This is a genomic window from Dactylosporangium sp. NPDC049742, from assembly GCF_040674675.1.
GTDB classification, from domain to species: domain Bacteria; phylum Actinomycetota; class Actinomycetes; order Mycobacteriales; family Micromonosporaceae; genus Dactylosporangium; species Dactylosporangium maewongense.
This window is the reverse complement of record NZ_JBFANF010000043.1, coordinates 87,170-106,855: the sequence shown is the minus strand read 5'-3', so window position 1 is coordinate 106,855 and position 19,686 is coordinate 87,170. Positions and strand designations below refer to the sequence as shown.

Sequence of the window (19,686 nt, the reverse complement as noted above, 5' to 3'; positions counted from 1 at the left end):
CGCGCGGGTCGGCTCCTCCGCGTAGTAGAGACCTTCGCCCGGCACGCCCGCGCGGTTGTACGCCTGCCACGTCGAGAACGGCCGCGCCGCCGCCGCGAGATCCCGGCCGCCACCGGGAGTCCTCGGGTTGTCAGGTCAGGTACTTCGCGGCGTACTCCCGGGCGTCCTGGACGACCAGCGCCACCCGCTCGGGTGCGGCGTCCAGCGTGTCGTCGACGACGGTCAGCGTCGGCAGGACGCCCTCGCGGACCGGCAGCCGCCAGTGCGGGTTGTATCCGGCCTCGTGCACGCCGGTCGAGCCGTGCGCCGGGTCGCCGAGGCAGACGTGGCCGAACGACCGGTTGGTGCCGGTGAACAGCGCCGGGTCCGGCTGGTCGTGCAGCGTCGGCACGGTGTCGCGGTGACCGGCCTGGACGAGGGGGATGATGCCGCCGATCGCGTCGAACCAGGCCTCGCCGGCGATCAGCAGGTCGGGGCAGTCGGCCCGGATCAGCTCGACCAGCGCCCGCAGCCCTTCGGTGGTGCTGCCGCGCGGGTCGTTGTTGTACATGGCGGAGATGTCCAGGAACGCGCCGTCGAAGCCGTACCGCCGGTACAGCCGGACGATCTGCTGCGCGAGATGCCGCCGCCACGGCTCGTAGGACGGGTTGATCAGCGCGGCCCAGCTGTGGTCGAAGTGCCGCGACGCGTCCCAGTCGACGGACCCGATCGGCATGTGCCCGCTCGGGTTGAGCAGCTGCCCCGGCGCCGCCCAGGTCTCGAAACCGGGCAGGTCCCGGGCGGCCACGTTGGCGCCGAACATCGGCATGACCCGGGCGCCCAGCTCGTGGGCGCCGTCGACGAGCCGCCGGAAGCCCGCCTCGCCGCCGAGCCGCTCGTCGACGTCGAAGCGGCCGTACCAGCGGTAGTAGCGGCCCTCCCAGCCCGGCAGGTACGCGAGGATCCGCTCCGGCTCGATCTGCTCCGCCAGCCGGCGCAGGGTCGCGAGCATGCCGTCGTAGTCGAGGAAGACCCGTCCGGTGAAGTGCATGCCGTTGAGCGACACGACGAGCGCGGTCCGCCGCAGCCACGCCGGCACGTCCGTGCGCGCCTCCCAGGTGGGCAGCTCGTAGGCGTCGCGCACGTGCGCGGTGTGCGCGGCCAGTACAGGAGCCAGCTCCCCGGGGCGCGACAGATGCCACGGCGGCACGTCGAACTCGGCGGACGGCCGGGTCGCGTCGGCGTCGGCGATGAGCTCGAAGTCGCACACCGACGGGTCGGCGAAGTGCGGCACCACGGCGAAGCGCTTGCCCCGCACCTGCCGGTCGAGGCTGCGCGCCACGGTGACCGTGCCGTCCGGGCGGCGCAGCCCGAGCAGCGGTGTGGCCAGGTCGAACCAGCCGTTGGGGTACGTCACGACCCGGCCGGTGACCGGGACCGGCAGGTCGCCCTCGCGCAGCGTGCCGCCGCGTTCTTCTCCCTCAGCCTGGCACCACCGACCAAATTTCTTGTCGGTGGTGCCACCTATCATAATGCCGGGCGTGGTGAGGGGTCAGCGGGGTTCGTCGGAGCGCCGGCCGCACCAGTCGAGGGTGCGGTCGGGGTTGACGCCGTTGATGCGGACCGTCCACGTGCGGCCGTCGGTGGTGGTCAGTTCCAGGTGTGTGGGGTCGGGGAACCTGGCCGACTCCACGCGGACCGCCGGCATCATCGGTGGGTGGGTGCCGTCCGGTGGGGCCTCGACGTCGGCCCGTTCCTGCTCCGACTGGTGGGCGGTGCAGGCGACGTCGGTGGTGCCCTCGCGGGCGAACGGGCCGGTGGTGCGCAGCCGGTAGTGGCGCTGGTCCGCCAGGTGTGCGACGAGCTCCAGGCCGCCGGTCGTCGCGACCAGCTTCGCCGGGGCCTGTGCCGGGTCGCCGGCCAGGACGCTGCCGACGTTGGCGGCGGCGCCGGCGCACAGCGTGAGGAGCACCGCGACCGTGCCGAAGCCGGTGACAGCCCTCCGGACGGCGGGGGTGCGCAGGCCGAGCCAGCCGGCCGCCACGAGGCCGGCGACGGCGGTCACGGCCACCGGGATCCAGCCGGCGGGGCGTTCGAAGGGGATGAACCGCACGAAGCGCCATGGTGCGACCGACGCGGTCAGCAGGCCGGCCGAGATGGTCACGAGCGTCGCGACGCTGAGGGTGGTGAGGGCGACAGCGCACCAGCGGCGCACCGTCGGGTGCACCAGGCCGGGACCGGCGGCCCAGTGGCGCGTCATCGGGTGCACCAGTCCAGGACCCTGGTCGGCCGGAGGCTGCCGGGGGAGAAGCCGACCTGCCAGGTGAGGCCGTCGGAGGTGTCGAACGCGACCTGCCGGCCGTCCGGGAACCGCACGGCCCGCACCTGGACGCCGCCGGGAGCGGTGCATGCCACGTCGGTGCGGCCCTCGCGGCCGAACGGGCCGGTGGTGCGCAGGACGTAGTGGCGGTGGTCGCGGTCGTACGCCACCAGCGTGAACCGGCCGTCGCCCGACTCGGCGACCGTGGCCGGCCCCGCGTCCAAGCCGGCGATGACGAAGGCAACCGATAAGGCCGACAAGGCCGACAAGGCCACAACGGCCACAACGGCCACCGGCAAGAAAGGCCGCAAGAAGCGGGGCAGGAGGCCGGCAGCGACCAGGGCGACCCCGGTGACCAGCACCGCGATCGCCCTGGAGGGTCGTTCGAGCGGAATCAGCGCGACGAACCGCCACGGGCCCTGGCCGGCGAGGGCCGCCGATGCGATCGCCAAGCCCCCGGCCAGCACAAGTGCGGCCGCAACCCCCCGGTTTGCCGGCATGTGGTCATCGTCGGGCCTCAACCCGTCGGTGACAAGACCCGCTGATCTTCCACAGTGGACTTCCTGCTGCGGAACGCCGCCAGCAGCAGTACGCCACCCGCGAAGGCGACGAGAGCGCCGGTGGCGGCCGTGACGTGCATCGCGGTCACGAACGCGCCGTCGGCCGCGGCGGCCAGGTCGGCCCGGTGCAGCTGCTCCGCGACCGCGCGGGTGTGCTCGGCCGACGGCGCGGCGGCGTCGCGGGCGGACGGCGGCAGGCCGGCGAGGGCGGGCGCGATCCGGTCCCGGTAGGTGCTCGCGAGGATCGTGCCGAGCAGCGCGATGCCCAGGACGCTGCCGACCTGCCGGACGGTGTTGTTGACCGCCGAGCCGGCGCCCATGCGGTCCAGCGGCAGCACCGCGATGACCGCCGCGACGGTCGGCGCGATGGCCATGCCCATCGCGATCCCGCTGACGAACCCGACGGTGCAGAACCACAGCAGCGGCGTGTCCAGGTCGAACGTGAGGTTGGCCAGGAAGCCCGCGGCCACCACCAGCAGCGACACGCCGCTGACGGGGCCGACGCCGAAGCGCTTCGCCAGCCGCGCGCCGATGCCGGAGCCGGCGGCGACCCCGATCGCGCCCGGCAGGAACGCCAGGCCGGTCTCCAGGGCCGACATGCCGCGGGCGCCCTGCAGGTAGAAGTTGCCGTAGAACATCTGGCCGGTGATGCCGAAGAACAGCGTGGCGAGGGCGACGTTGCCGGCGCTGAATCGGCCGTTGCGGAACAGGCGCGGGTCGAACGACGGCTCCGCCGAGCGCCACTCCACGACCGTGAACAGCGCGAGCACCACGAGACCGGCGAGCGTGGTCGCCCACACCTGCCAGCGGGTCCAGTCGGTGTTCTGGCCGGCCTCGATCAGCCCGTACGCCAGCAGCGCCAGGCCACCGGTGGACAGCACCAGACCGAGCGGGTCGGGGCGGCGCCGCTGCACGAGCTTCGGGTTGGGCACGACCAGCAGGACGCCGGCGAGGGCGACGGCGACGACGGGCAGGTTGACCAGGAACACCGACCCCCACCAGAAGTGGTCGACGAGCACGCCGCCGAGCAGCGGGCCGAGCGCGACGCCGACGCCGCTGGACGCCGACCAGGCCGCGATCGCGCCGGCGCGCCGCTCGGCCGGGAACGTCGCGCCGATGATCGCCATCGAGGTCGGCATCATCATCGCCCCGCCGAGCCCCATCAGGCCGCGGGCCAGGATCAGGCCGGTCGCGTCGCCCGCCCAGGCGGCCCAGACCGAGGCGACCCCGAAGATCGCCAGGCCGGCGGCGAGGACCGTGCGGTGCCCGTAGCGGTCGCCGAGCGCGCCGGCGGCGAACAGTGCGGTGGCGAAGAGCAGCGCGTACGAGCCGACGGCCCACTGCAGCTCGCCGGGGGTCGCGCCGAGACCGGTCCGCGGGTCGGCGATGCGTTCGAGGGCGATGCCGAGGATGGTCGTGTCGATCCAGATCAGCACCGCGGCGAAGACGAGCACCGACAGCACGCGACGCTGCTGGGGTACGGTTATTGACAGGTCCCTGACGGTCATGACCTCACTGTGGCAATAACGTCAGGTTCCTGTCAATACTGCCGCGGCGCACAATGGTCCCGTGAGTACCGACGAAGCCTGCTCCACGTTTCTCGTCCGGCACGCGTGGCTGAGCCTGCGCGGCGTGGTCGCCGAGGCGCTCGTAGAGCACGACCTCTCGGTCGCGCAGTTCGCCTCCCTGCTCCTGCTGCGGGAGTCGCCGGGCATGTCGGTCGCCGACGTCGCCCGCAAGGTGTCCACCGCCCGCCAGTCGGCCAACGAGATGCTCGGCGGGCTGGAGCGCGCGGGCCTGGTCGAGCGGCGCCAGCACCCCACCGACCGGCGCTCGCAGCAGATCATGCTGACCCCGCTCGGGCTGGAGCGGCTGGAGGCCGCGCTGCCGACCGTGCAGGCCGTCGAGGCCCGCCTCTCGGCCGGGTTCAGCGAGGCGGATCTGGCGGTGGTCTCCACGTGGCTGCACCGGATGGCCGCCGCCTCGGCCGGGGTGAATGAGGAGATTTCGACGCTTTAGCCTAGACAAATTGTGCTCCAGGTCACACCATAGAGGGACTGACGTAACCGCGGCGGAGGTGCGTCCCATGGAACTGCTCGGTGGCATACAACGGGTGGAGCACGCGATACAGACGCCGGCCGGTGACCCGGCCTGGCGCCCGGCGGTCAGTCAGGCCGTCGCTCAGCTCAAGGCGGCGTTCGCCGCCCACGTCCGGGAGACCGAGGGCCCGTCCGGGCTCTACGCCGGTGTCCTCGGCGACGCGCCCCGGCTCGCGCGGGGACTCTACGGGCTGGTCGACGACCACGAGATCGTCTGGGAGGCCCTGGACGACCTGGAAGGGCACCTCGGTGCGGGCGGCGTCCGCCCGGAGGTGGTCTGCGAGGACGCGGCCCGGCTGATCCGGGAGGTGTGGCAGCACCGGCAGCGCGGCGCCGACCTGCTGCACGAGGCGTACGAGACCGACCTGGGCGGCGAGACCTGACGGTTCGCTTACGGCTCGCCCGGTGATGCCGAAGGCGCTTCCGGGCGCTCTAGGCTCGGGTGATGGGGCAACGTGTGCTGGTCGTCGACGACGACCCGACCGTCAGCGACGTGGTGCGGCGGTACCTGGAGCGCGAAGGGTTCACCGTCGCGCTCGCCGGTGACGGCCAGCAGGCGCTCGACTCGTACGACGCCGAACGACCGGACCTCGTCGTGCTCGACCTCATGCTGCCCGGCATCGACGGGCTCGAGGTCTGCCGGCGGCTGCGCGCGCAGGACCGCACGCTGCCGGTCGTCATGCTGACCGCCCTCGGCGAGGAGTCCGACCGCGTCCTCGGCCTCGAGCTGGGCGCCGACGACTACGTCACCAAGCCGTTCTCCCCCCGCGAGCTGGTCCTGCGGGTCCAGTCCGTGCTGCGCCGGGCGGTCCCGGCCCCGGTCGAGGAGACGCTCGTCGACGGGGAGCTGCGCGTCGACGCCGCGCGGCGGACCGCCACGCTGCGCGGCGAGGCGCTGGCGCTGACCGTGCGCGAGTTCGACCTGCTGGTGTTCCTGATGCGCAACCCCGGCCGGGTCCTGCGCCGCGCCGAGCTGCTCCAGCAGGTGTGGGGCTGGACCTTCGGCGACCAGTCGACCGTCACCGTCCACATGCGACGCCTCCGGGAGAAGGTCGAGGACGACCCGGCCCAGCCGCGGCGCATCCTCACCGTGTGGGGCGTCGGTTACCGGTACGAACATGCGTGACGTCCTCCTCACGTTCCTGATGGCCCTCGGCTGCTCGCTGGCCGTCGCCGTCGCCGGGCTGCTCGTCCTGCGCGGCCCGCTGCGGGGGCGCTCCGTGACCGTGCACATCGTGGTGCTGCTGCTCGTCACCGTCCTGAGCGTGCTCGCCGGCATCGTCGGGGCCTCCATGGAGATGTTCATCTCCGACCACGACCTGCACGTGCTGCTCATCGTCGTCGGCACCGCCGCCACCGTCAGCCTCGCCGCCGGGCTCTGGGCCGGCGGGCGGCTCGCCAGGGCCAGCATGTGGGCCGCCGAGGCGCGGGAGCGGGAGCGGGCGGCCGAGGCCCGGCGCCGCGAGCTGGTCGCCTGGGTCTCGCACGACCTGCGGACGCCCCTCGCGGGGCTGCGCGCCATGGCCGAGGCCCTGGAGGACGGCGTCGTCTCCGACCCGTCGACCGTCGCCGACTACCACCGTCGCATCAGCGCCGAGACCGACCGGATGGCCGCGCTCGTCGACGACCTCTTCGAGCTGTCCCGGATCAACGCCGGCGCGCTGCAGCTGACCCTGTCCGAGGTGCCCCTCGGCGACGTGGTCTCCGACGCGATCGCCACCGCGACGCCGCTCGCGGCGGCCGCCGGCATCCATCTCACCGCGTCGTCGAGCGGTTGGCCGACCGTCCAGGGGTCCGTCCCGGAGCTGTCCCGCGTGGTCGACAACCTCATCCGCAACGCCATCCGGTACACGCCGCCCGACGGCACCGTGGCCGTCACCGGCGGTCAGGACCCGAAGGGCGGCTGGCTCGCCGTCAGCGACACGTGCGGCGGCATCCCCGAGTCGGACCTGCCGCGCGTGTTCGACGTGGCCTTCCGCGGCACCGCGGCGAGGACCCCGACCCGGGAGGCCGGCGGCGGGCTGGGCCTCGCCATCGTCCGCGGCCTCGTGGAGGCCCACCACGGCGACGTCGCCGTCGCCAACGAGGGCGACGGCTGCCGCTTCGTGGTGCGGTTCCCCTAGACCGGCCTTTGAGATCGGACTGCCGGGCCGCTAGACCAGCCTTTGAGATCGGCCCGCCGGGCCGCTAGACCAGCCTTTGAGATCGGCCCGCCGGGCCGCTAGACCGGCCTTTGAGAGCGGCCCGCCGGGCCGCTAGACCGGCATGCCGTCCAGCGCGTGCTGGCACGGGTCGTCGGGCAGCTCGGGCAGGGTCGGGACCACGTCCAGCAGCACCTTCCGCAGCCGCTCGGTGTTGGCCGCGAACACCGCGAACACCTCGTCCATCGTCACCCCGTGGTCACCCTCGACCCCCGCGTCGAGGTCGGTGACGAGCGCGATCGACGTGTAGCACAGCGCCAGCTCCCGGGCCAGGACGGCCTCCGGGTGGCCGGTCATGTTCACGACAGCGCCGCCCATCGCGGTGTACCACCGCGACTCCGCCCGGGTGGAGAACCGAGGCCCCTCGACGACCACCATCGTGCCGTCGTGCGTGTCGATCCCGTGCTCCGCTGCAACTTTCTTCACGGCGACCCGCCCGTTGGTGCAGTACGGATCGGCAAAGTTCACGTGCACGGCGCCCGTGTCGTAGAACGTCTGAACCCGCCCCGACGTCCTGTCGATCAGCTGGTCCGGCACCACGAACGTGCCCGGCCCCAGCTCAGGCCGCAGCCCGCCGACCGCGCACGGGGCCAGGATCTGCCGCACCCCGATCTCCCGCAGCGCCCACAGGTTCGCCCGGTAGGGAATCCTGTGCGGCGGGAACCGGTGGTCCTTGCCGTGCCGGGGCAGGAACGCCGTGCGCCGCCCGCCGACCGTCGCCACCGTGACCGGATCCGACGGCGCGCCGAACGGGGTGTCGAGCACATGTTCCTCGGCGTCGTCGAGCAGCGCATAGAGCCCTGATCCACCGATGACGGCCACGTCCGCGAGTGAGGTCACGCAACAGACCCTAACCGCGAGCGGCGGGTCAGGCTAATGTGCGAGACATGACGCTCGCACCCCGGCTCGTCCTCAACCGCGCGGCCCGTCATGTCTGCTGGTGGAGCTGATGTCTTCATACGGGGATCTCGGTGGGATGGAACAGTTCCGTCCGTCAGACTCGTCCGGCGACTCCGGTTCGTCCGGTTCGCCGGGTGGCGGTTCGTCCGGTTCTTCGGGTGGTGCTGACCAGGCCGGTGGGATGTTCGGAGCGCCGACCGGCCGGGGATCACCCCGGAGGGGGAGCTCCAGCGGCGGGCGGGGCACGTCGAAACAGCGTCGAGGGAGGGCGATGGAGTCGTTGACCGGCCGGCTGCTGGTGGCGACGCCCGCGCTCCGCGACCCCAACTTCGAACGCACCGTCGTCCTCGTCGTCGCCCACGAGGAAGGCGGCGCCCTCGGCGTCGTCCTCAACCGTGCCACCGAGGTCCAGGTCGCCGACGTCCTCGGCGGCTGGGGCGCCCTGGCCGGCGAGCCACCCGTCGTCTTCGAGGGTGGCCCCGTGCAGCCCGAGGCCGCGATCTGCCTCGCCCGCACCCGCCCCGGCGTCGAGGACCTGGCGGGCTTCAACCGCGTCTCGGGCGCCGTCGGCACCGTCGACCTCTCCGGCGACCCCGACCTCCTCGTCGCCGGCGTCGTCGGCGTCCGCGTGTTCGCCGGCTACGCGGGCTGGTCCCCGGGGCAACTCGAGCGCGAGATCGAGAGCGGCTCCTGGTTCGTCTTCGACGCCCTCCCCAGCGACGCCTTCGCCCCCCGCCCGGACGACCTCTGGCACATGGTCCTGCGCCGCCAGGGCGGGCTCATGGCCGCCGTCGCCCACTACCCGGCCGACCCGACGCAGAACTAGATACCCGGTGTGAGACCCCCTCCAAGGTTGTGTACTATTCCGTGAGTGCCCGCAAGACCGGGGCACGAAGATGGGGACGTGGCGCAGCTGGTAGCGCACCACACTGGCAGTGTGGGGGTCAGGGGTTCGAGTCCCCTCGTCTCCACTCCATCAATCGGCGCCTCCTGCTCATCGGCGGGGGCGCCGATTCGCGTTGGTGATGTCGTCATTCCCCGCGCACCGGCGAAGCCGGTGCTCCCCGGTGGGGGAGCTTCGCTCCACCCAACACCCCCACAAGACCGGTTCGGGGGAGACGTTTCGCATCAGTGCTCGATGATTCCCCGCGCACCGGCGAAGCCGGTGCTCCCCGGTGGGGGAGCTTCGCTCCACCCAACACCCCCACAAGACCGGTTCGGGGGAGACGTTTGTGTCGTCGGTGCTCCGGTTCGGCTGTCGGGTGGTGTACGGGTGGCGGCGTGGACCGGCGCGTGGGACAGGTCACGGTGCGCGTTCCCATGTTGCGACCTTCATCTTCGCAGGGCATGTTTGAGTCATGTACGTCGTTGCGCCTGCGAGCCGCCTGCGGCGTGGCGTGCGGCGGTTGGCGTTGGCGCTGTGTGCGGTGATTCTCGGCGCGGGGTTCACGCCCGCGCTGCCGGTGTCCACTGTGGATCGGGGGGCGCCGCCCGTTGCGGGGGCTGTGCGGGTCGCCTCGGAGAATGTCGTGCGTGCATCGTCTGTGGCGTTGCCCGTAGCCGTCAGCTCGGCGCCCGAATTTCCGGCCGAGGGCGCGCCGGCTACTGGTACATCTGCTGTCTTCGCGGTTGTTTCCGACGGGGTCACCGTGGGGGCCGTCGCTGGGCGGGCGCCGCCCCGCGCCTGGGTTTGAGACGTCCCCCTCTCGCCGCTCGATCCCCCCTCGAGGTGCATTCATGGACGCCGCTCAGCAGGACCTTGCCCACGGGATGCGTGAAGCGCTCGCGATCTGGGCCGCGCTGCTCGCCGCCGTCTTCGTCACGTTCATCGTTCTGACCCTGCTGTCCAAGTGGCAGGAGGCCAGGGCCGGGCGGCCCGGGCGGCCGTCCTGGTGGGCCCGGCTGCGCAAGGCGATCCGGGACCCGGAGGTCGCCCGGGAGCGGCAGCTCGCCATGGAGCGCAAGAACGCCGAGCTTCAGGAGCTGCAGCGGTACAGCGACGAGGTCGCCGTCGCGGCGTCCCGGACCTCGGTGATGGCCGGGCGCCGGCGGGAGGAGTGGGAGGCCGCGCAGCGCACGCAGGAGGCGGCGTGGCGGGCGTACGAGGAGGCCGAGAAGGGGGTCCGGCGGCTGGAGCGGGCGCAGGCGTTCCCGCTCACCGAGGACGACCCGGACACCCGGCGGCAGCACATGGTCCGCATGGTCAACGCGGCGCACCAGCGGGGCGAGCTGTCCGCCGCGCACCTCGCCGACGCCCTCATGCACCGCAACGGCTGGGACCCGACGGAGCACCCGTTCGCGCAGCAGTTGCGGATGCGCCGGATCATCCGGGACCGGCTGTTCCGCGCGTACCAGCAGGCCTCGATTCTCGAGCGGGAGGCCGCCGCGGCCGCCGACCTGGCGGCGTCATCCAAGCGCAGCCTCGACGACGAGGCGTTCAGCGCGACGCTGCAGGTCCGCTCCGCACCGCGCCAGGCATCGCTGCGCTCCTCTTCGGTGCGGTTTCAGCATTCGTGACCTTGGCCTCCGGCACGGGTGGGACGCTTCGTAACAGCGGCGTTACAACCCAGGGGGCGGTCATGGGCATCGAGCTGTCGATCATCGCGGGGCTCTGCTACGCCTCGTCCAGCGTCAACGCGACCGGCGCAGACCACCATCCGGTCACCGGCGAGGAGACGGAGCTCTTCGGCCTGTCCGGCGAGGCGCTCACGGAGGCCGTCACGGCGTGCCTCGGCGAGCGGCCCGACCTGGCGCAGCTCGACGGGTTCCTGCACCGCTCGCACGACTGGTCGCCGGTCACCACGACCCTGGTCGTGCAGAGCGCCTCCGTCACCGGCGTCGGCTCCATGCCGGTCAGCGTCCCCCTGGCCGGCGCCGGCACCCGCCTGACCTGCACCGCCACGCACCGGTGGTCCCCGGTCGGCGGGGTCAGCCCGACGACGCCGGTCCGCTACGCGATCACGTTCCCCGCCGGCGGCGCCGGCCTCGACTACACCCACGACTGGGGCACCGGCACCGCCGAGTCCGCGAGCGTCGACCTGCCCTCGGGCGCCGCGGGCGACGAGCTGGTCGCGCTGCACATGGACCTCGGCGTCCGCGTCGTCTACGACGCCTACCTGTCCGGCGAGGTCGCCGTCCACTACCGCGACGGGCACCAGGGCCACCGGTACTGGGCCCTGGACATCGCCACCGTCATGGCCGCCGGCGGCCTGCTCAACGGCCGGCACTTCGCGGAGAACCTCAACATCCGCTACCACGCCAGCACCCGCGTCGTGCACGCCGACGCCGACGGCCACCTGACCACCGTCGCCGGCCCCGGCATCCGCGCCGGCGCCGACCTGGCCCTGACCGGCGCCTGACCTACTTGCCCGTCACCGGGTCCACCTGCCGCCACTTCCCGGCGTCCGGGCCGCCGAGCGCGATGCTCTTCAGCCCGCCCACGTACAGCGCCTTGTACGGGCCGGTCAGGCCCGTGACCTTGAACTTCTGCCCCTTGTCGGTCACGTGCACGACGAGCACCTTGTCGCGGTCCTGCACGGTCACGTCGATGGTGAACTCGCAGTACCTGGTGCGCGCCGACGCGGAGATGTTGAACGTGAACGGCTCACCGAGCTTCAGCGACACCGTGTGCGACCCGAAGTAGTCCTGGCCGTTCGTGCCGTTCTCGATGTAGTCCGAGGCCGCCTGCGGTGCTGGACGGCGTTTCCGGCGATGGGCGGCGAGGATGGTCATGAGTCGACGTGCACGAATCATGCTCATCTCTCAGGCGGCGATCATCACCGCATTGCTCATTGCGATCACCGTTGTCGTGCTGAACCGGACGTCGTCGTCCGCTCCGCGGGCGGCGGCCGCCAGCCTCTCACTCGCCGGCTCTTCACCGGCCGGCGCGGCGGCTTCGCCAACGTCACCAACCACGTCGCCGCCACCGGCAAGCTGCTGTCGGTCCGCTTCGACACCAGCATCAGGTTCCCCGGCGCCCGCTCGGTCAACGGTGGCGTCACCGCGGTCACGCTCCGCCTCGACACCGGCGACCCGATCGCGGCGTCCGCCATGTTCACCCCGGCCGCCAAGGACGGGACCGGCGTGAAGGCCCTGGCGGTCGCGCTGCGCAACACCTTCCAGTGCGACGGCAACCCCACGTACGGCGACGAGTCCATCCGTGACGGCATCGCCGACGCCCTCCAGGACAAGCCCGGCGCCGCCGTGATCGTCGTCCCCAACGGCCTGTGGTTCAGCTTCGGCACCGGCTCGATCGCCCCCAACGCCTGCGGCATCCTCACCGGCCTGCTGCTCTTCACCGCCCTGGACGGGTTCGTCGACCCGGCGCTGGTCACCCTCGCCAGCACCTACTGACCCCCAGCTGAGCGACACTGGGTGAGCCGTAACACGTGAGCGGGGGCGGTCGGGGCGGTAGCCTGGCCGCCGTGGATCTGACCGTCATCCTCGGGCCGATGAAGAGTGGCAAGTCCCTCGAGCTGGTGAGCCTGCTGTCGCCGCTGCAGTTCACCGACGTGCGGCACCGGGTGTTCCAGAGCGCGCGGCACGTCCGTGACGCCGGGGTCGTGTCTCGCAGCGGGGCCGCCCTGGCGACCGTGAAGGCGAGCTCGCTCGCCTCGGCGCTGGACGGGGACGTGGACGTGGTCGGCATCGACGAGGTGCACATGTTTGCCATGTCGGACATGGCGGTCGTCCGGACGCTGCTGGAGCGCGGCACCAGGGTCGTCGCCGCCGGGATCGACCTGGATCACCGGGGTGAGCTGTTCGCGCCGGTGCGGGCGCTGCTGGAGCTGGGGCCCGCGTCGGTGACCTACCGGCGCGCCGTGTGCGACGTGTGCCGCGGCTTCAGCGCCGTCTACACGCAGGTCCTCGAGCACGGCGAGCCGATGCTGCGCGAGCTGGCCCCGTCGACCGCGCTGCCCGACGACGGCACGTACACGTACGAGGCCCGCTGCAGGACCTGCGTCGTCCTGCCGGCCACCGTGGCGCGGACCCTGCCCCGCCAGCAGGAGACCGCGGGCGTCACCGCGTAGCGCACCGGCCGCCGTGGGCGCCGGGAGGTCGGCACGGCGGCCGGCGCCCCGGGGGTCAGGCCGCGGCGGAGGCCAGGGCGAAGGACGGCTGCGCGACCGGGCGGCCGAAGTGGTAGCCCTGCGCGAAGCGGTAGCCGAGCCGGTACAGCTCCTGCGCCTGCTCCGCCGTCTCGACGCCCTCGGCGATGGCGTCGAGGTTGAGCCCGTTGCTGACGTTGATGAGCGCGGTCGCGATCACCGAGTGCCGGCCCGCCATCGTGATGTCGTCGACGAAGGACTTGTCGACCTTGAGGATGTCGACCGGGCAGGTCTGCAGCAGGCCCAGCGACGAGTGCCCGGTGCCGAAGTCGTCGAGGGCGATCCGCACGCCCAGCTCGTGGACGGCGTCCAGGGCCTCGATCGCGCGCCCGCCACCGAAGACGGCCGTCTCCGTGACCTCGATCGCCAGCCGGTCCGCGGGGAAGCCGGTCGCCGCCAGCACCGCCGCGACCACCTCCGGGAAGTCGGGCTCGGCGAGCTGCCGGGCGGAGACGTTGACCGACACCTTGCCGGGCGCGGCGTCGCCGAGGGTGGCCATCCACGCCGCCCCCTGCGAGCAGGCCTCGAGCAGGATCCAGGCGCCGAGCTCGACGATCTGGCCGTTGCGCTCGGCGACGGGGATGAAGTCGGCGGGGCTCATGAAGCCGAGCGTCGGGTGATGCCAGCGGATGAGCGCCTCCACGCCGACGATCTGCCCGTGCGGCAGCGCCACGATCGGCTGGTACACCAGCTGGAACTGCCCCTGGTCGAGCGCCTCGCGCAGCTGCGCGCCGAGCTGCGCGTGCGCCGAGGCCCGCTGGTCGAGCTCGGGCCGGAAGCGCTGCTGTCGGGTCTTGTCCTCCTTCGCGGCGTACATCGCGACGTCGGCACGGCGCAGCAGCTCGAAGGGGTCTCGGGTGCCCGCGGCGTCGGCGACGCCGATGCTGGCCTGCACGAGCAGGTGCTGGTCGCCGGCGAACACCGGCTCCTGCAGCGCGGTGGCGAGCTCGGTGACCATCGCGTCGGCGGCCACGGGGCCGGTGTCGGGCATGAGGACCGCGAACTCGTCGCCGCCGAGCCGGGCCACCACGTCGCCGGGGCGCAGGACCGTGCCGAGCCGCTTGCCGACGGCCACGAGCAGCTGGTCGCCGATGGCGTGGCCGAGGCCGTCGTTGATGCGCTTGAAGTCGTCGAGGTCGATGAACGCGACCTGCGGCACGGTGCCCGCGTCGAGCTCGTCGCGGATCAGCTCCTCCAGGAACCGCCGGTTGGGCAGCCCGGTCAGGTCGTCGCGCATGACCAGCTCGCTGAGCTGGTCGGCCTGGTCCTGCACCTTGCCGACGAGGCCCGCGATGCGCACCAGCACCAGCAGGAACACCACGACCGCGACCGTGCCGATGGCGAGCCAGTCGATCCGCCCGCCGCCCGCCACGCCCTGCCCCAGCAGCAGGGCGGGTGCGACGAGCGAGCTGATCGCGAGCACGGTGAGCCGGCGCCGGGACAGGGCGGTGTCGACGGCGTCGGACGGCTCGTCCATGACCCGCATCGACGGGTGCAGCGCGGCGGCGCCGAGGCAGACGTACGACACCAGCCAGCCGACCACGAGGACCCCGCCGGCCAGGATGTCGTAGGTCGACACCAGCGAGTAGGCGACGTCGGTGCAGAACATCACTGCCATGCTGGCCGCCAGCAGCCAGAAGCTCGCCGTCTTCGCGGCGCGGCCGGCGAGCATCCTGGCCAGCAGCACGAGCAGCAGCACGTCGGCGGCCGGGTACGCGAGGGAGATCAGCCGCTGCAGGAGCGACACGCCGGCGAGCTCGGCGACCGGCCGCATCACGAAGACCCAGAAGAGCAGGCCGGTGCCGGCGGCGGCGATGCACGCGTCGATCAGCCCGGCGACGTCGCGGCCGTGCCGGCGCAGCAGCAGCCACAGGCCGGCGGCGAGCGGCGGGTACGCGCCGAGGTAGAACACGTCGGCGAGCGACGGGAACGGGCTGCGGTGCAGCACGTGCTGGTAGATGGCCCAGGTGACGTCGCCGAGGACCCAGGTGGCGAGGCCGCCGGCGAACCAGTACCACAGCGCCCGCCGGGGCGGCCGGTTGCGCCGCACGCCGAGCAGCACCATGGTGACCGAGCAGAGCCCGACGACCTCGAAACCGAAATCGGCGGCGTAGGTGCCGTCGGGCAGCAGCGGGCAGGCGACCGCGGCCAGGCCGCCGATCAGCAGCCAGGCAAGCCAGAGCGGCCTGGCCGCCCGAGTCTCCACGCGTTGGTTATCGGCAGGGTCGCCGCGGCGGTTGAGGCCTCTGGCAGATAATACGTATTACCCTCTTGTGCCGGGCGCCGGACGTTCCCCAGACTCGGTCGCATGTCACCTGTTAACCGCCGCCAGGTGCTGGCCGGTGCCGCCGGATTCGCCGGAGCACTCGCCATCCCCAGCATCGCGTCCGCCGCCGCCCCGGCCGGATTCCCCACCTACAAGTACCTCGGCCAGCCGCTTCCGGCGAACCTGGCCTACAACCCCACCAGGGAGCTCATCTTCCCCTGCATCCGCGGGATGTACGACAAGATCAGCGGCGCCCGCGGCCGCTACTACCTCTACTACGCCCCGCACGACGCGCCCGGCGGGATCTGCCTCGCCTACGGCAACTCGCTCGCGGGCCCGTTCACCGAGCACCCGGCGAACCCGATCATCAGCCGGACCTGGTCGCCGCACTACTCGGTCAGTCACGTGTCGTCGCCGCACGTCGTGTGGAACGCCTCGACCAGGCAGTTCTTCATGTACTACCACGGCGAGAACACCACGACCCGGCTCGCCATCTCCAGCGACGGGATCAACTTCACCTACTACGGCACCGTGCTGACCACCGCGATGGTGCCGGGCACCACGGAGACCACCTACGCGCGGGTCTTCGAGCACCGCATCGCCGCGCTCGGCAACAAGTACGTCATGGTCTTCATGGGCCTCAAGAGCGGCCGGCGGATCTTCTGGGGCTGGTCGGCCGACGGCAAGTCGTGGCAGTTCGACCCCAACCCGCTCGTGTCGCCCGCCGCCGACGGGCAGACCGACCTGAGCGGCCCGCACCTGCTGTACCGCAACAACACCACGTACGTCGTCTACCACGGCTCGTCGGGCGACATGTTCCTCACCGAGGTCGGCAACAACTTCGACAAGGAGGTCCACCTCGGCGTCTTCCATGCCGCGCTGTCCGGCGCGCCGGACAACAACCGCTCCGCGGCGCCGTCGTTCGGCACCGACGGCGGCGTGCAGTACATGTTCTACGAGGCGGGCCAGCGCTCCGGCACGAAGATAGCGGTGGCCCGCGCCGTCTGATACAAACCGGGCATGCTTGCCTGGGGCGTCGATTTCACGACCGCTGAGTTACGGACCGGGGTCCGGCAGACCGACGGGTTCACGTGTGGACCCACCGTCGCCATGGTGGCGTCGGCGCTGCTGGACCCCCAGTACGCGGACGGCGTCGCCGACTACGGCGCCGAACAGCACCGCATCCACGAGGCCGCCAACCGGATCTGGCCCCGCAAGCTGGGGACGACCCCGTGGGGCGTCGCCGCGACGATCTCCAGGCACACCGCGGAGCTCGGCACGCGGTACGGGTGGCGGCTCTTCCGCGGCCGCAACGACCGCCTGAGCGACGTGACCGCCGCCGTCGACACCGGCTGGCCGGTCGCCATGCTGGTCGGCAAGGGCGTGCCCCGGCACTGGGTGCTCATCACCGCCCACCCGCAGGAGGCGGTGCTGCACTGCTTCGAGCCGGGCTCCGGCCAGGTCCGCGAGGTGACGCTGGAGGAGATCCAGCAGCACAGGATCCCGCGGCTGGGTTTCCCGCGGGCGTACGCGCTGGTCCTGCCTACTGGCTGAGCTGCTGGCCGAGTCTGGCCCGCACCTTCTCCTTGGTGCGCTCCGGCAGCTCGTCCGCGGCGAGCAGCCGGGGCAGCAGCGCGGGCTCGGCGGTCAGCGCCCGGAACGCCAGCCCGATCGTCACGTCGTGCCTGGGGGAGTGCACAACCTCGATCGGGTCGCCGGCGCGGATCGTGCCGGGCCGCAGCACGCGCAGGTACGCGCCGGGCTCGGCCTGGTCGGTGAAGCGCTTGATCCAGCCCTTCTCGTCGAGCCAGCCGGCGAACGTGCGGCACGGGATGCGCGGCGACGCCACCTCCAGCAGCACCTCGCCGCCGATCCGCCAGCGCTCGCCGATCCGCGCGCCGGTGACGTCCAGGCCGGTCGTCGTCAGGTTCTCCCCGAAGACCCCGCCGGTCAGCTTCCGGCCGAGCTCCCGCTCCCACCGGTCGAGGTCTTCCCGCGCGTACGCGTAGACCGCCTTGTCCGGTCCGCCGTGCACGCGCAGGTCGCACACCACGTCACCGGCGATCCCGGTCGGCGCGGTGCCTTCCGGGCCGGGCACCAGCACGAGGACCGGACCCTCGACGGGGCGCTTGTCGATGCCGGTCATCGGCTCGGTCGAGTGGTCGGTCGGGGTGGGGGTGCCGGCGTTGACGGAGAGCAGGTAGGCCACGGTCAGACGCTAGCGCCCGCCCGCACGGATCGCTTCGACAGCCCCATGAAGTAGCCGTCGATCACGGTGGTGGACGGCGCGTCGGGCCGGTCGGCGGCGCCCAGCGTCACGAACAGCGGCGTGTAGTGCTCGACCGTCGGGTGGGCGAACGGCATGCCGGGCGCGAGGCTCGCATACCTGGTCAGCGTGTCGAGGTCGCCCTTGGCGAGGGCCTCGGCGGCCCAGGCGTCGAAGTCGGCGGACCAGCCGGGCGTCCCGCCGGTGCCGAGCCAGTGCTCGCGGCGCAGGAACGGCAGGCCGTGCGTCATGAACCCGGACCCGACGATCAGCACGCCCTCCTCGCGCAGCGGCCGCAGCCGGCGGCCGAGCTCCAGGAGCCGGTCCGGGTCGTGCGTCGGCAGGCTGAGCTGGAGCACGGGGACGTCGCCCAGCGGGTACATCACCATCAGCGGCACCCAGGCGCCGTGGTCGAGGCCGCGGCTGCGGTGCTCGTGCACCGGCTCCGAGTCGGGCATCGCGGCGGCGACCCGCCGGGCGAGGTCGGACGCGTCGGGGGTCGCGTACTGCAGCTGGTAGAAGTGCGGGGCGAACCCGCCGAAGTCGTAGACCAGCGGCGTGCCTGCGGCGGTGCCGGACACGCTCAGCGGGGCGGACTCCCAGTGGGCGCTGACGATCAGGATGGCCTTCGGCTTGGGCATGCCGGCGGCCCAGTCGAACAGCTCCCGCATCCACGGGCCGTCCTCCAGCAGCGGCGGGGCGCCGTGGCTCAGGTAGATGCTCGGCAGCGCGCCGTCGTCGGGTGTCCAGGCGCGCTGGTCCCGGCTGGCCGGGATCGCGGTGGCAAGATGCCGGTCCAGCTCGGGCAGCGTACTCATGCATTCAATGTAGCGAGTAGTTGAGCGCTCAACAAGATGTGCGTCAGGGTGTGATGGCGGTCTCCGCTGCTCTCAGTAGGGCCTCGGCGACCGCTGGGGTCTCCTCGGCGCCGTACACGAGCAGCAGCTGCCGCTCGGGGCCGCCGCGGCCGTCGGTGGCGGTGGCGTGCTCCACCACGACGCGGGCGGTGGTCAGCTGGTCGCCGTCGGCGACGTCCATCTCGGCGATGCCGATGTCGACCTGCCGGACGAAGAGTTCCTCCATGGCATGAAGCGTGCCGTCGCCGGCGCGGGCCGGGCGTCGCCTGTGGGAGGTGAGTCTGTGGAGCCGCTCGACGAGCTTCGATCAAGCCGTTGGGCGGGCCGCCGCCCGGCGGCCTTCGAGGCAGGCTTCGAGGCGGGCTTCGATCAGGCGGTCCGGCTGCCGTTCTCGGTGGCTTCCAGGCGGGCTTCGGTCAGGCTGGCCGGTCGCCGCTCAGTGGTGGGCCCGGGCGAGGGTGGTGACCAGGATGGCGGCCTCGTGCAGGTGGGACTGCTCGGCGGCGGTCACGCCCGGGTCGGCGCCGCGGCGGCGGACGGCGGCCTCCAGCTGCGACAGCGGGTTGTCCTTCGTGCACGACAGGAACACGTCGAGGAACACCTCGGCCCGCTCCGCGAACTCGTGCCCCGGCTCGATCGCCACCTGGGCGAGGATCAGGGCGCTCATCGCCACGTCGAGCTCCGGCGGGCCCTCGGTGCTGTTGCGCCAGTCGATGACGACCGGCCCGCCCTCGGTCATCACCACGTTCTCCGGGTGGAGGTCGAGGTGCAGGATCCGGGTGCCCGGGTCCTTCGCGGTCCGCACGCGCACCTTGTGCAGCCGGTCGAGCAGGTCGGCGAGCACCGTGCCGCCGTCGCGGAGGTCGAGGGACCCGTCGGCGAGCGCCTGCAGCATCGTCGGGCCGTCGAGCCGCTCCAGGATCAGGTCGGCGCCGGTCGCCTCGTACACGCGAGGAACCGGAAAGCCGTGATCCTTGACATATTCCATGACGGCGGCCTCGGCGGTCACGTCGCCACCCTGCCGGTAGCGCCGCAGCACCCGCCGCTCGTCGATGGCGTAGACGTCCGCGTCGCGACCGCTCGCCAGGAGTGCCGTCATGCACCCACCCTACTGGTTGCTCCTTACATCG

Annotated in this window: 22 protein-coding genes and 1 tRNA gene; 12 read left to right on the top strand and 11 right to left on the bottom strand. The window is 72.4% G+C overall.

Annotated elements, in window-relative coordinates; all coding sequences use genetic code 11:
* Positions 1 to 130: 130 nt before the first annotated feature.
* From AB0J72_RS39365 to AB0J72_RS39350, 4 genes are all read right to left on the bottom strand, one after another.
* Positions 131 to 1,510: a hypothetical protein gene (locus AB0J72_RS39365; RefSeq protein WP_363408549.1), complete on the bottom strand. Its 1,380-nt coding sequence runs from the start codon at positions 1,508 to 1,510 to the stop codon at positions 131 to 133.
* Between the two features lie 21 nt (positions 1,511 to 1,531).
* Complete coding sequence (locus tag AB0J72_RS39360) at positions 1,532 to 2,239, bottom strand: hypothetical protein (protein ID WP_363408546.1); 708 nt, start codon at positions 2,237 to 2,239, stop codon at positions 1,532 to 1,534.
* On the bottom strand, positions 2,236 to 2,523 hold the full coding sequence (locus AB0J72_RS39355) for a hypothetical protein (protein WP_363408543.1): 288 nt from the start codon (positions 2,521 to 2,523) through the stop codon (positions 2,236 to 2,238). The genes AB0J72_RS39360 and AB0J72_RS39355 overlap by 4 nt, the downstream gene beginning before the upstream one ends.
* Before the next feature lie 293 nt (positions 2,524 to 2,816).
* On the bottom strand, positions 2,817 to 4,367 hold the full coding sequence (locus tag AB0J72_RS39350) for an MFS transporter (protein ID WP_363408540.1): 1,551 nt from the start codon (positions 4,365 to 4,367) through the stop codon (positions 2,817 to 2,819).
* 61 nt (positions 4,368 to 4,428) lie between these two features.
* Between AB0J72_RS39350 and AB0J72_RS39345 the strand changes: the two genes are divergently transcribed.
* The 4 genes from AB0J72_RS39345 (at position 4,429) to AB0J72_RS39330 (ending at position 7,081) form a co-directional block, all read left to right on the top strand.
* Positions 4,429 to 4,878, top strand: a complete 450-nt coding sequence (locus AB0J72_RS39345; RefSeq protein ID WP_363408537.1) for a MarR family transcriptional regulator — start codon at positions 4,429 to 4,431, stop codon at positions 4,876 to 4,878.
* 67 nt (positions 4,879 to 4,945) lie between these two features.
* The gene (locus AB0J72_RS39340) at positions 4,946 to 5,341 is read left to right on the top strand and encodes a hypothetical protein (RefSeq protein ID WP_363408534.1); all 396 of its coding nucleotides are present in this window, start codon (positions 4,946 to 4,948) and stop codon (positions 5,339 to 5,341) included.
* A gap of 62 nt (positions 5,342 to 5,403) precedes the next feature.
* Complete coding sequence (locus AB0J72_RS39335) at positions 5,404 to 6,084, top strand: response regulator transcription factor (protein WP_363408531.1); 681 nt, start codon at positions 5,404 to 5,406, stop codon at positions 6,082 to 6,084.
* Entirely contained in the window at positions 6,077 to 7,081 is a 1,005-nt protein-coding gene (locus AB0J72_RS39330; protein ID WP_363408529.1) for a HAMP domain-containing sensor histidine kinase, read from the top strand. Before AB0J72_RS39335 ends, AB0J72_RS39330 begins: the two co-directional genes overlap by 8 nt.
* 132 nt (positions 7,082 to 7,213) lie before the next feature.
* On the opposite strand, the gene AB0J72_RS39325 is transcribed toward AB0J72_RS39330, so the two are convergent.
* A complete protein-coding gene (locus AB0J72_RS39325; protein ID WP_363408526.1) occupies positions 7,214 to 7,999 on the bottom strand; it encodes an S-methyl-5'-thioadenosine phosphorylase in 786 nt (261 codons plus the stop codon).
* A gap of 331 nt (positions 8,000 to 8,330) precedes the next feature.
* Between AB0J72_RS39325 and AB0J72_RS39320 the strand changes: the two genes are divergently transcribed.
* The 4 genes from AB0J72_RS39320 (at position 8,331) to AB0J72_RS39305 (ending at position 11,418) form a co-directional block, all read left to right on the top strand.
* Complete coding sequence (locus AB0J72_RS39320) at positions 8,331 to 8,885, top strand: YqgE/AlgH family protein (protein ID WP_344501559.1); 555 nt, start codon at positions 8,331 to 8,333, stop codon at positions 8,883 to 8,885.
* 72 nt (positions 8,886 to 8,957) lie between these two features.
* Positions 8,958 to 9,030: transfer RNA gene (locus tag AB0J72_RS39315), tRNA-Ala, on the top strand.
* 766 nt (positions 9,031 to 9,796) lie between these two features.
* Positions 9,797 to 10,576 carry a hypothetical protein gene (locus AB0J72_RS39310; RefSeq protein ID WP_363408523.1) on the top strand — a complete coding sequence of 260 codons (780 nt, stop codon included), beginning with the start codon at positions 9,797 to 9,799 and terminating at the stop codon, positions 10,574 to 10,576.
* A gap of 62 nt (positions 10,577 to 10,638) precedes the next feature.
* A complete protein-coding gene (locus AB0J72_RS39305; protein WP_363408520.1) occupies positions 10,639 to 11,418 on the top strand; it encodes a hypothetical protein in 780 nt (259 codons plus the stop codon).
* Position 11,419: 1 nt separating this feature from the next.
* Here AB0J72_RS39305 and AB0J72_RS39300 read toward each other — a convergent pair whose 3' ends face one another.
* On the bottom strand, positions 11,420 to 11,791 hold the full coding sequence (locus tag AB0J72_RS39300; RefSeq protein WP_363408517.1) for a hypothetical protein: 372 nt from the start codon (positions 11,789 to 11,791) through the stop codon (positions 11,420 to 11,422).
* Here AB0J72_RS39300 and AB0J72_RS39295 point away from each other — a divergent pair.
* Positions 11,771 to 12,412: a hypothetical protein gene (locus tag AB0J72_RS39295; protein ID WP_363408514.1), complete on the top strand. Its 642-nt coding sequence runs from the start codon at positions 11,771 to 11,773 to the stop codon at positions 12,410 to 12,412. The two genes, AB0J72_RS39300 and AB0J72_RS39295, sit on opposite strands and share 21 nt — an antisense overlap.
* A 71-nt stretch (positions 12,413 to 12,483) precedes the next feature.
* Positions 12,484 to 13,089 (top strand): thymidine kinase, encoded by a 606-nt coding sequence (locus tag AB0J72_RS39290; RefSeq protein ID WP_363408511.1) that lies wholly within the window; start codon positions 12,484 to 12,486, stop codon positions 13,087 to 13,089.
* A 55-nt stretch (positions 13,090 to 13,144) separates the two neighbouring features.
* Here AB0J72_RS39290 and AB0J72_RS39285 read toward each other — a convergent pair whose 3' ends face one another.
* Positions 13,145 to 15,373: an EAL domain-containing protein gene (locus AB0J72_RS39285; RefSeq protein ID WP_363408508.1), complete on the bottom strand. Its 2,229-nt coding sequence runs from the start codon at positions 15,371 to 15,373 to the stop codon at positions 13,145 to 13,147.
* Between the two features lie 102 nt (positions 15,374 to 15,475).
* On the opposite strand from AB0J72_RS39285, the gene AB0J72_RS39280 reads away from it, so the two are divergent.
* The gene (locus AB0J72_RS39280; RefSeq protein ID WP_363408505.1) at positions 15,476 to 16,441 is read left to right on the top strand and encodes a hypothetical protein; all 966 of its coding nucleotides are present in this window, start codon (positions 15,476 to 15,478) and stop codon (positions 16,439 to 16,441) included.
* A gap of 12 nt (positions 16,442 to 16,453) precedes the next feature.
* Positions 16,454 to 16,987: a hypothetical protein gene (locus AB0J72_RS39275; protein ID WP_363408502.1), complete on the top strand. Its 534-nt coding sequence runs from the start codon at positions 16,454 to 16,456 to the stop codon at positions 16,985 to 16,987.
* Here the strand turns inward: AB0J72_RS39275 and AB0J72_RS39270 are convergent.
* The 4 genes from AB0J72_RS39270 to AB0J72_RS39255 all read right to left on the bottom strand — a co-directional run bounded on the left by AB0J72_RS39270 (position 16,977) and on the right by AB0J72_RS39255 (position 19,655).
* The gene (locus AB0J72_RS39270) at positions 16,977 to 17,642 is read right to left on the bottom strand and encodes an MOSC domain-containing protein (RefSeq protein ID WP_363408499.1); all 666 of its coding nucleotides are present in this window, start codon (positions 17,640 to 17,642) and stop codon (positions 16,977 to 16,979) included. The two genes, AB0J72_RS39275 and AB0J72_RS39270, sit on opposite strands and share 11 nt — an antisense overlap.
* A gap of 2 nt (positions 17,643 to 17,644) precedes the next feature.
* Positions 17,645 to 18,517, bottom strand: a complete 873-nt coding sequence (locus AB0J72_RS39265) for a class III extradiol ring-cleavage dioxygenase (protein ID WP_363408496.1) — start codon at positions 18,515 to 18,517, stop codon at positions 17,645 to 17,647.
* Between the two features lie 43 nt (positions 18,518 to 18,560).
* Positions 18,561 to 18,782: a hypothetical protein gene (locus tag AB0J72_RS39260; RefSeq protein WP_344501550.1), complete on the bottom strand. Its 222-nt coding sequence runs from the start codon at positions 18,780 to 18,782 to the stop codon at positions 18,561 to 18,563.
* A gap of 210 nt (positions 18,783 to 18,992) precedes the next feature.
* The gene (locus AB0J72_RS39255) at positions 18,993 to 19,655 is read right to left on the bottom strand and encodes a phosphotransferase (protein ID WP_344501549.1); all 663 of its coding nucleotides are present in this window, start codon (positions 19,653 to 19,655) and stop codon (positions 18,993 to 18,995) included.
* Between the last annotated feature and the right edge of the window lie 31 nt (positions 19,656 to 19,686).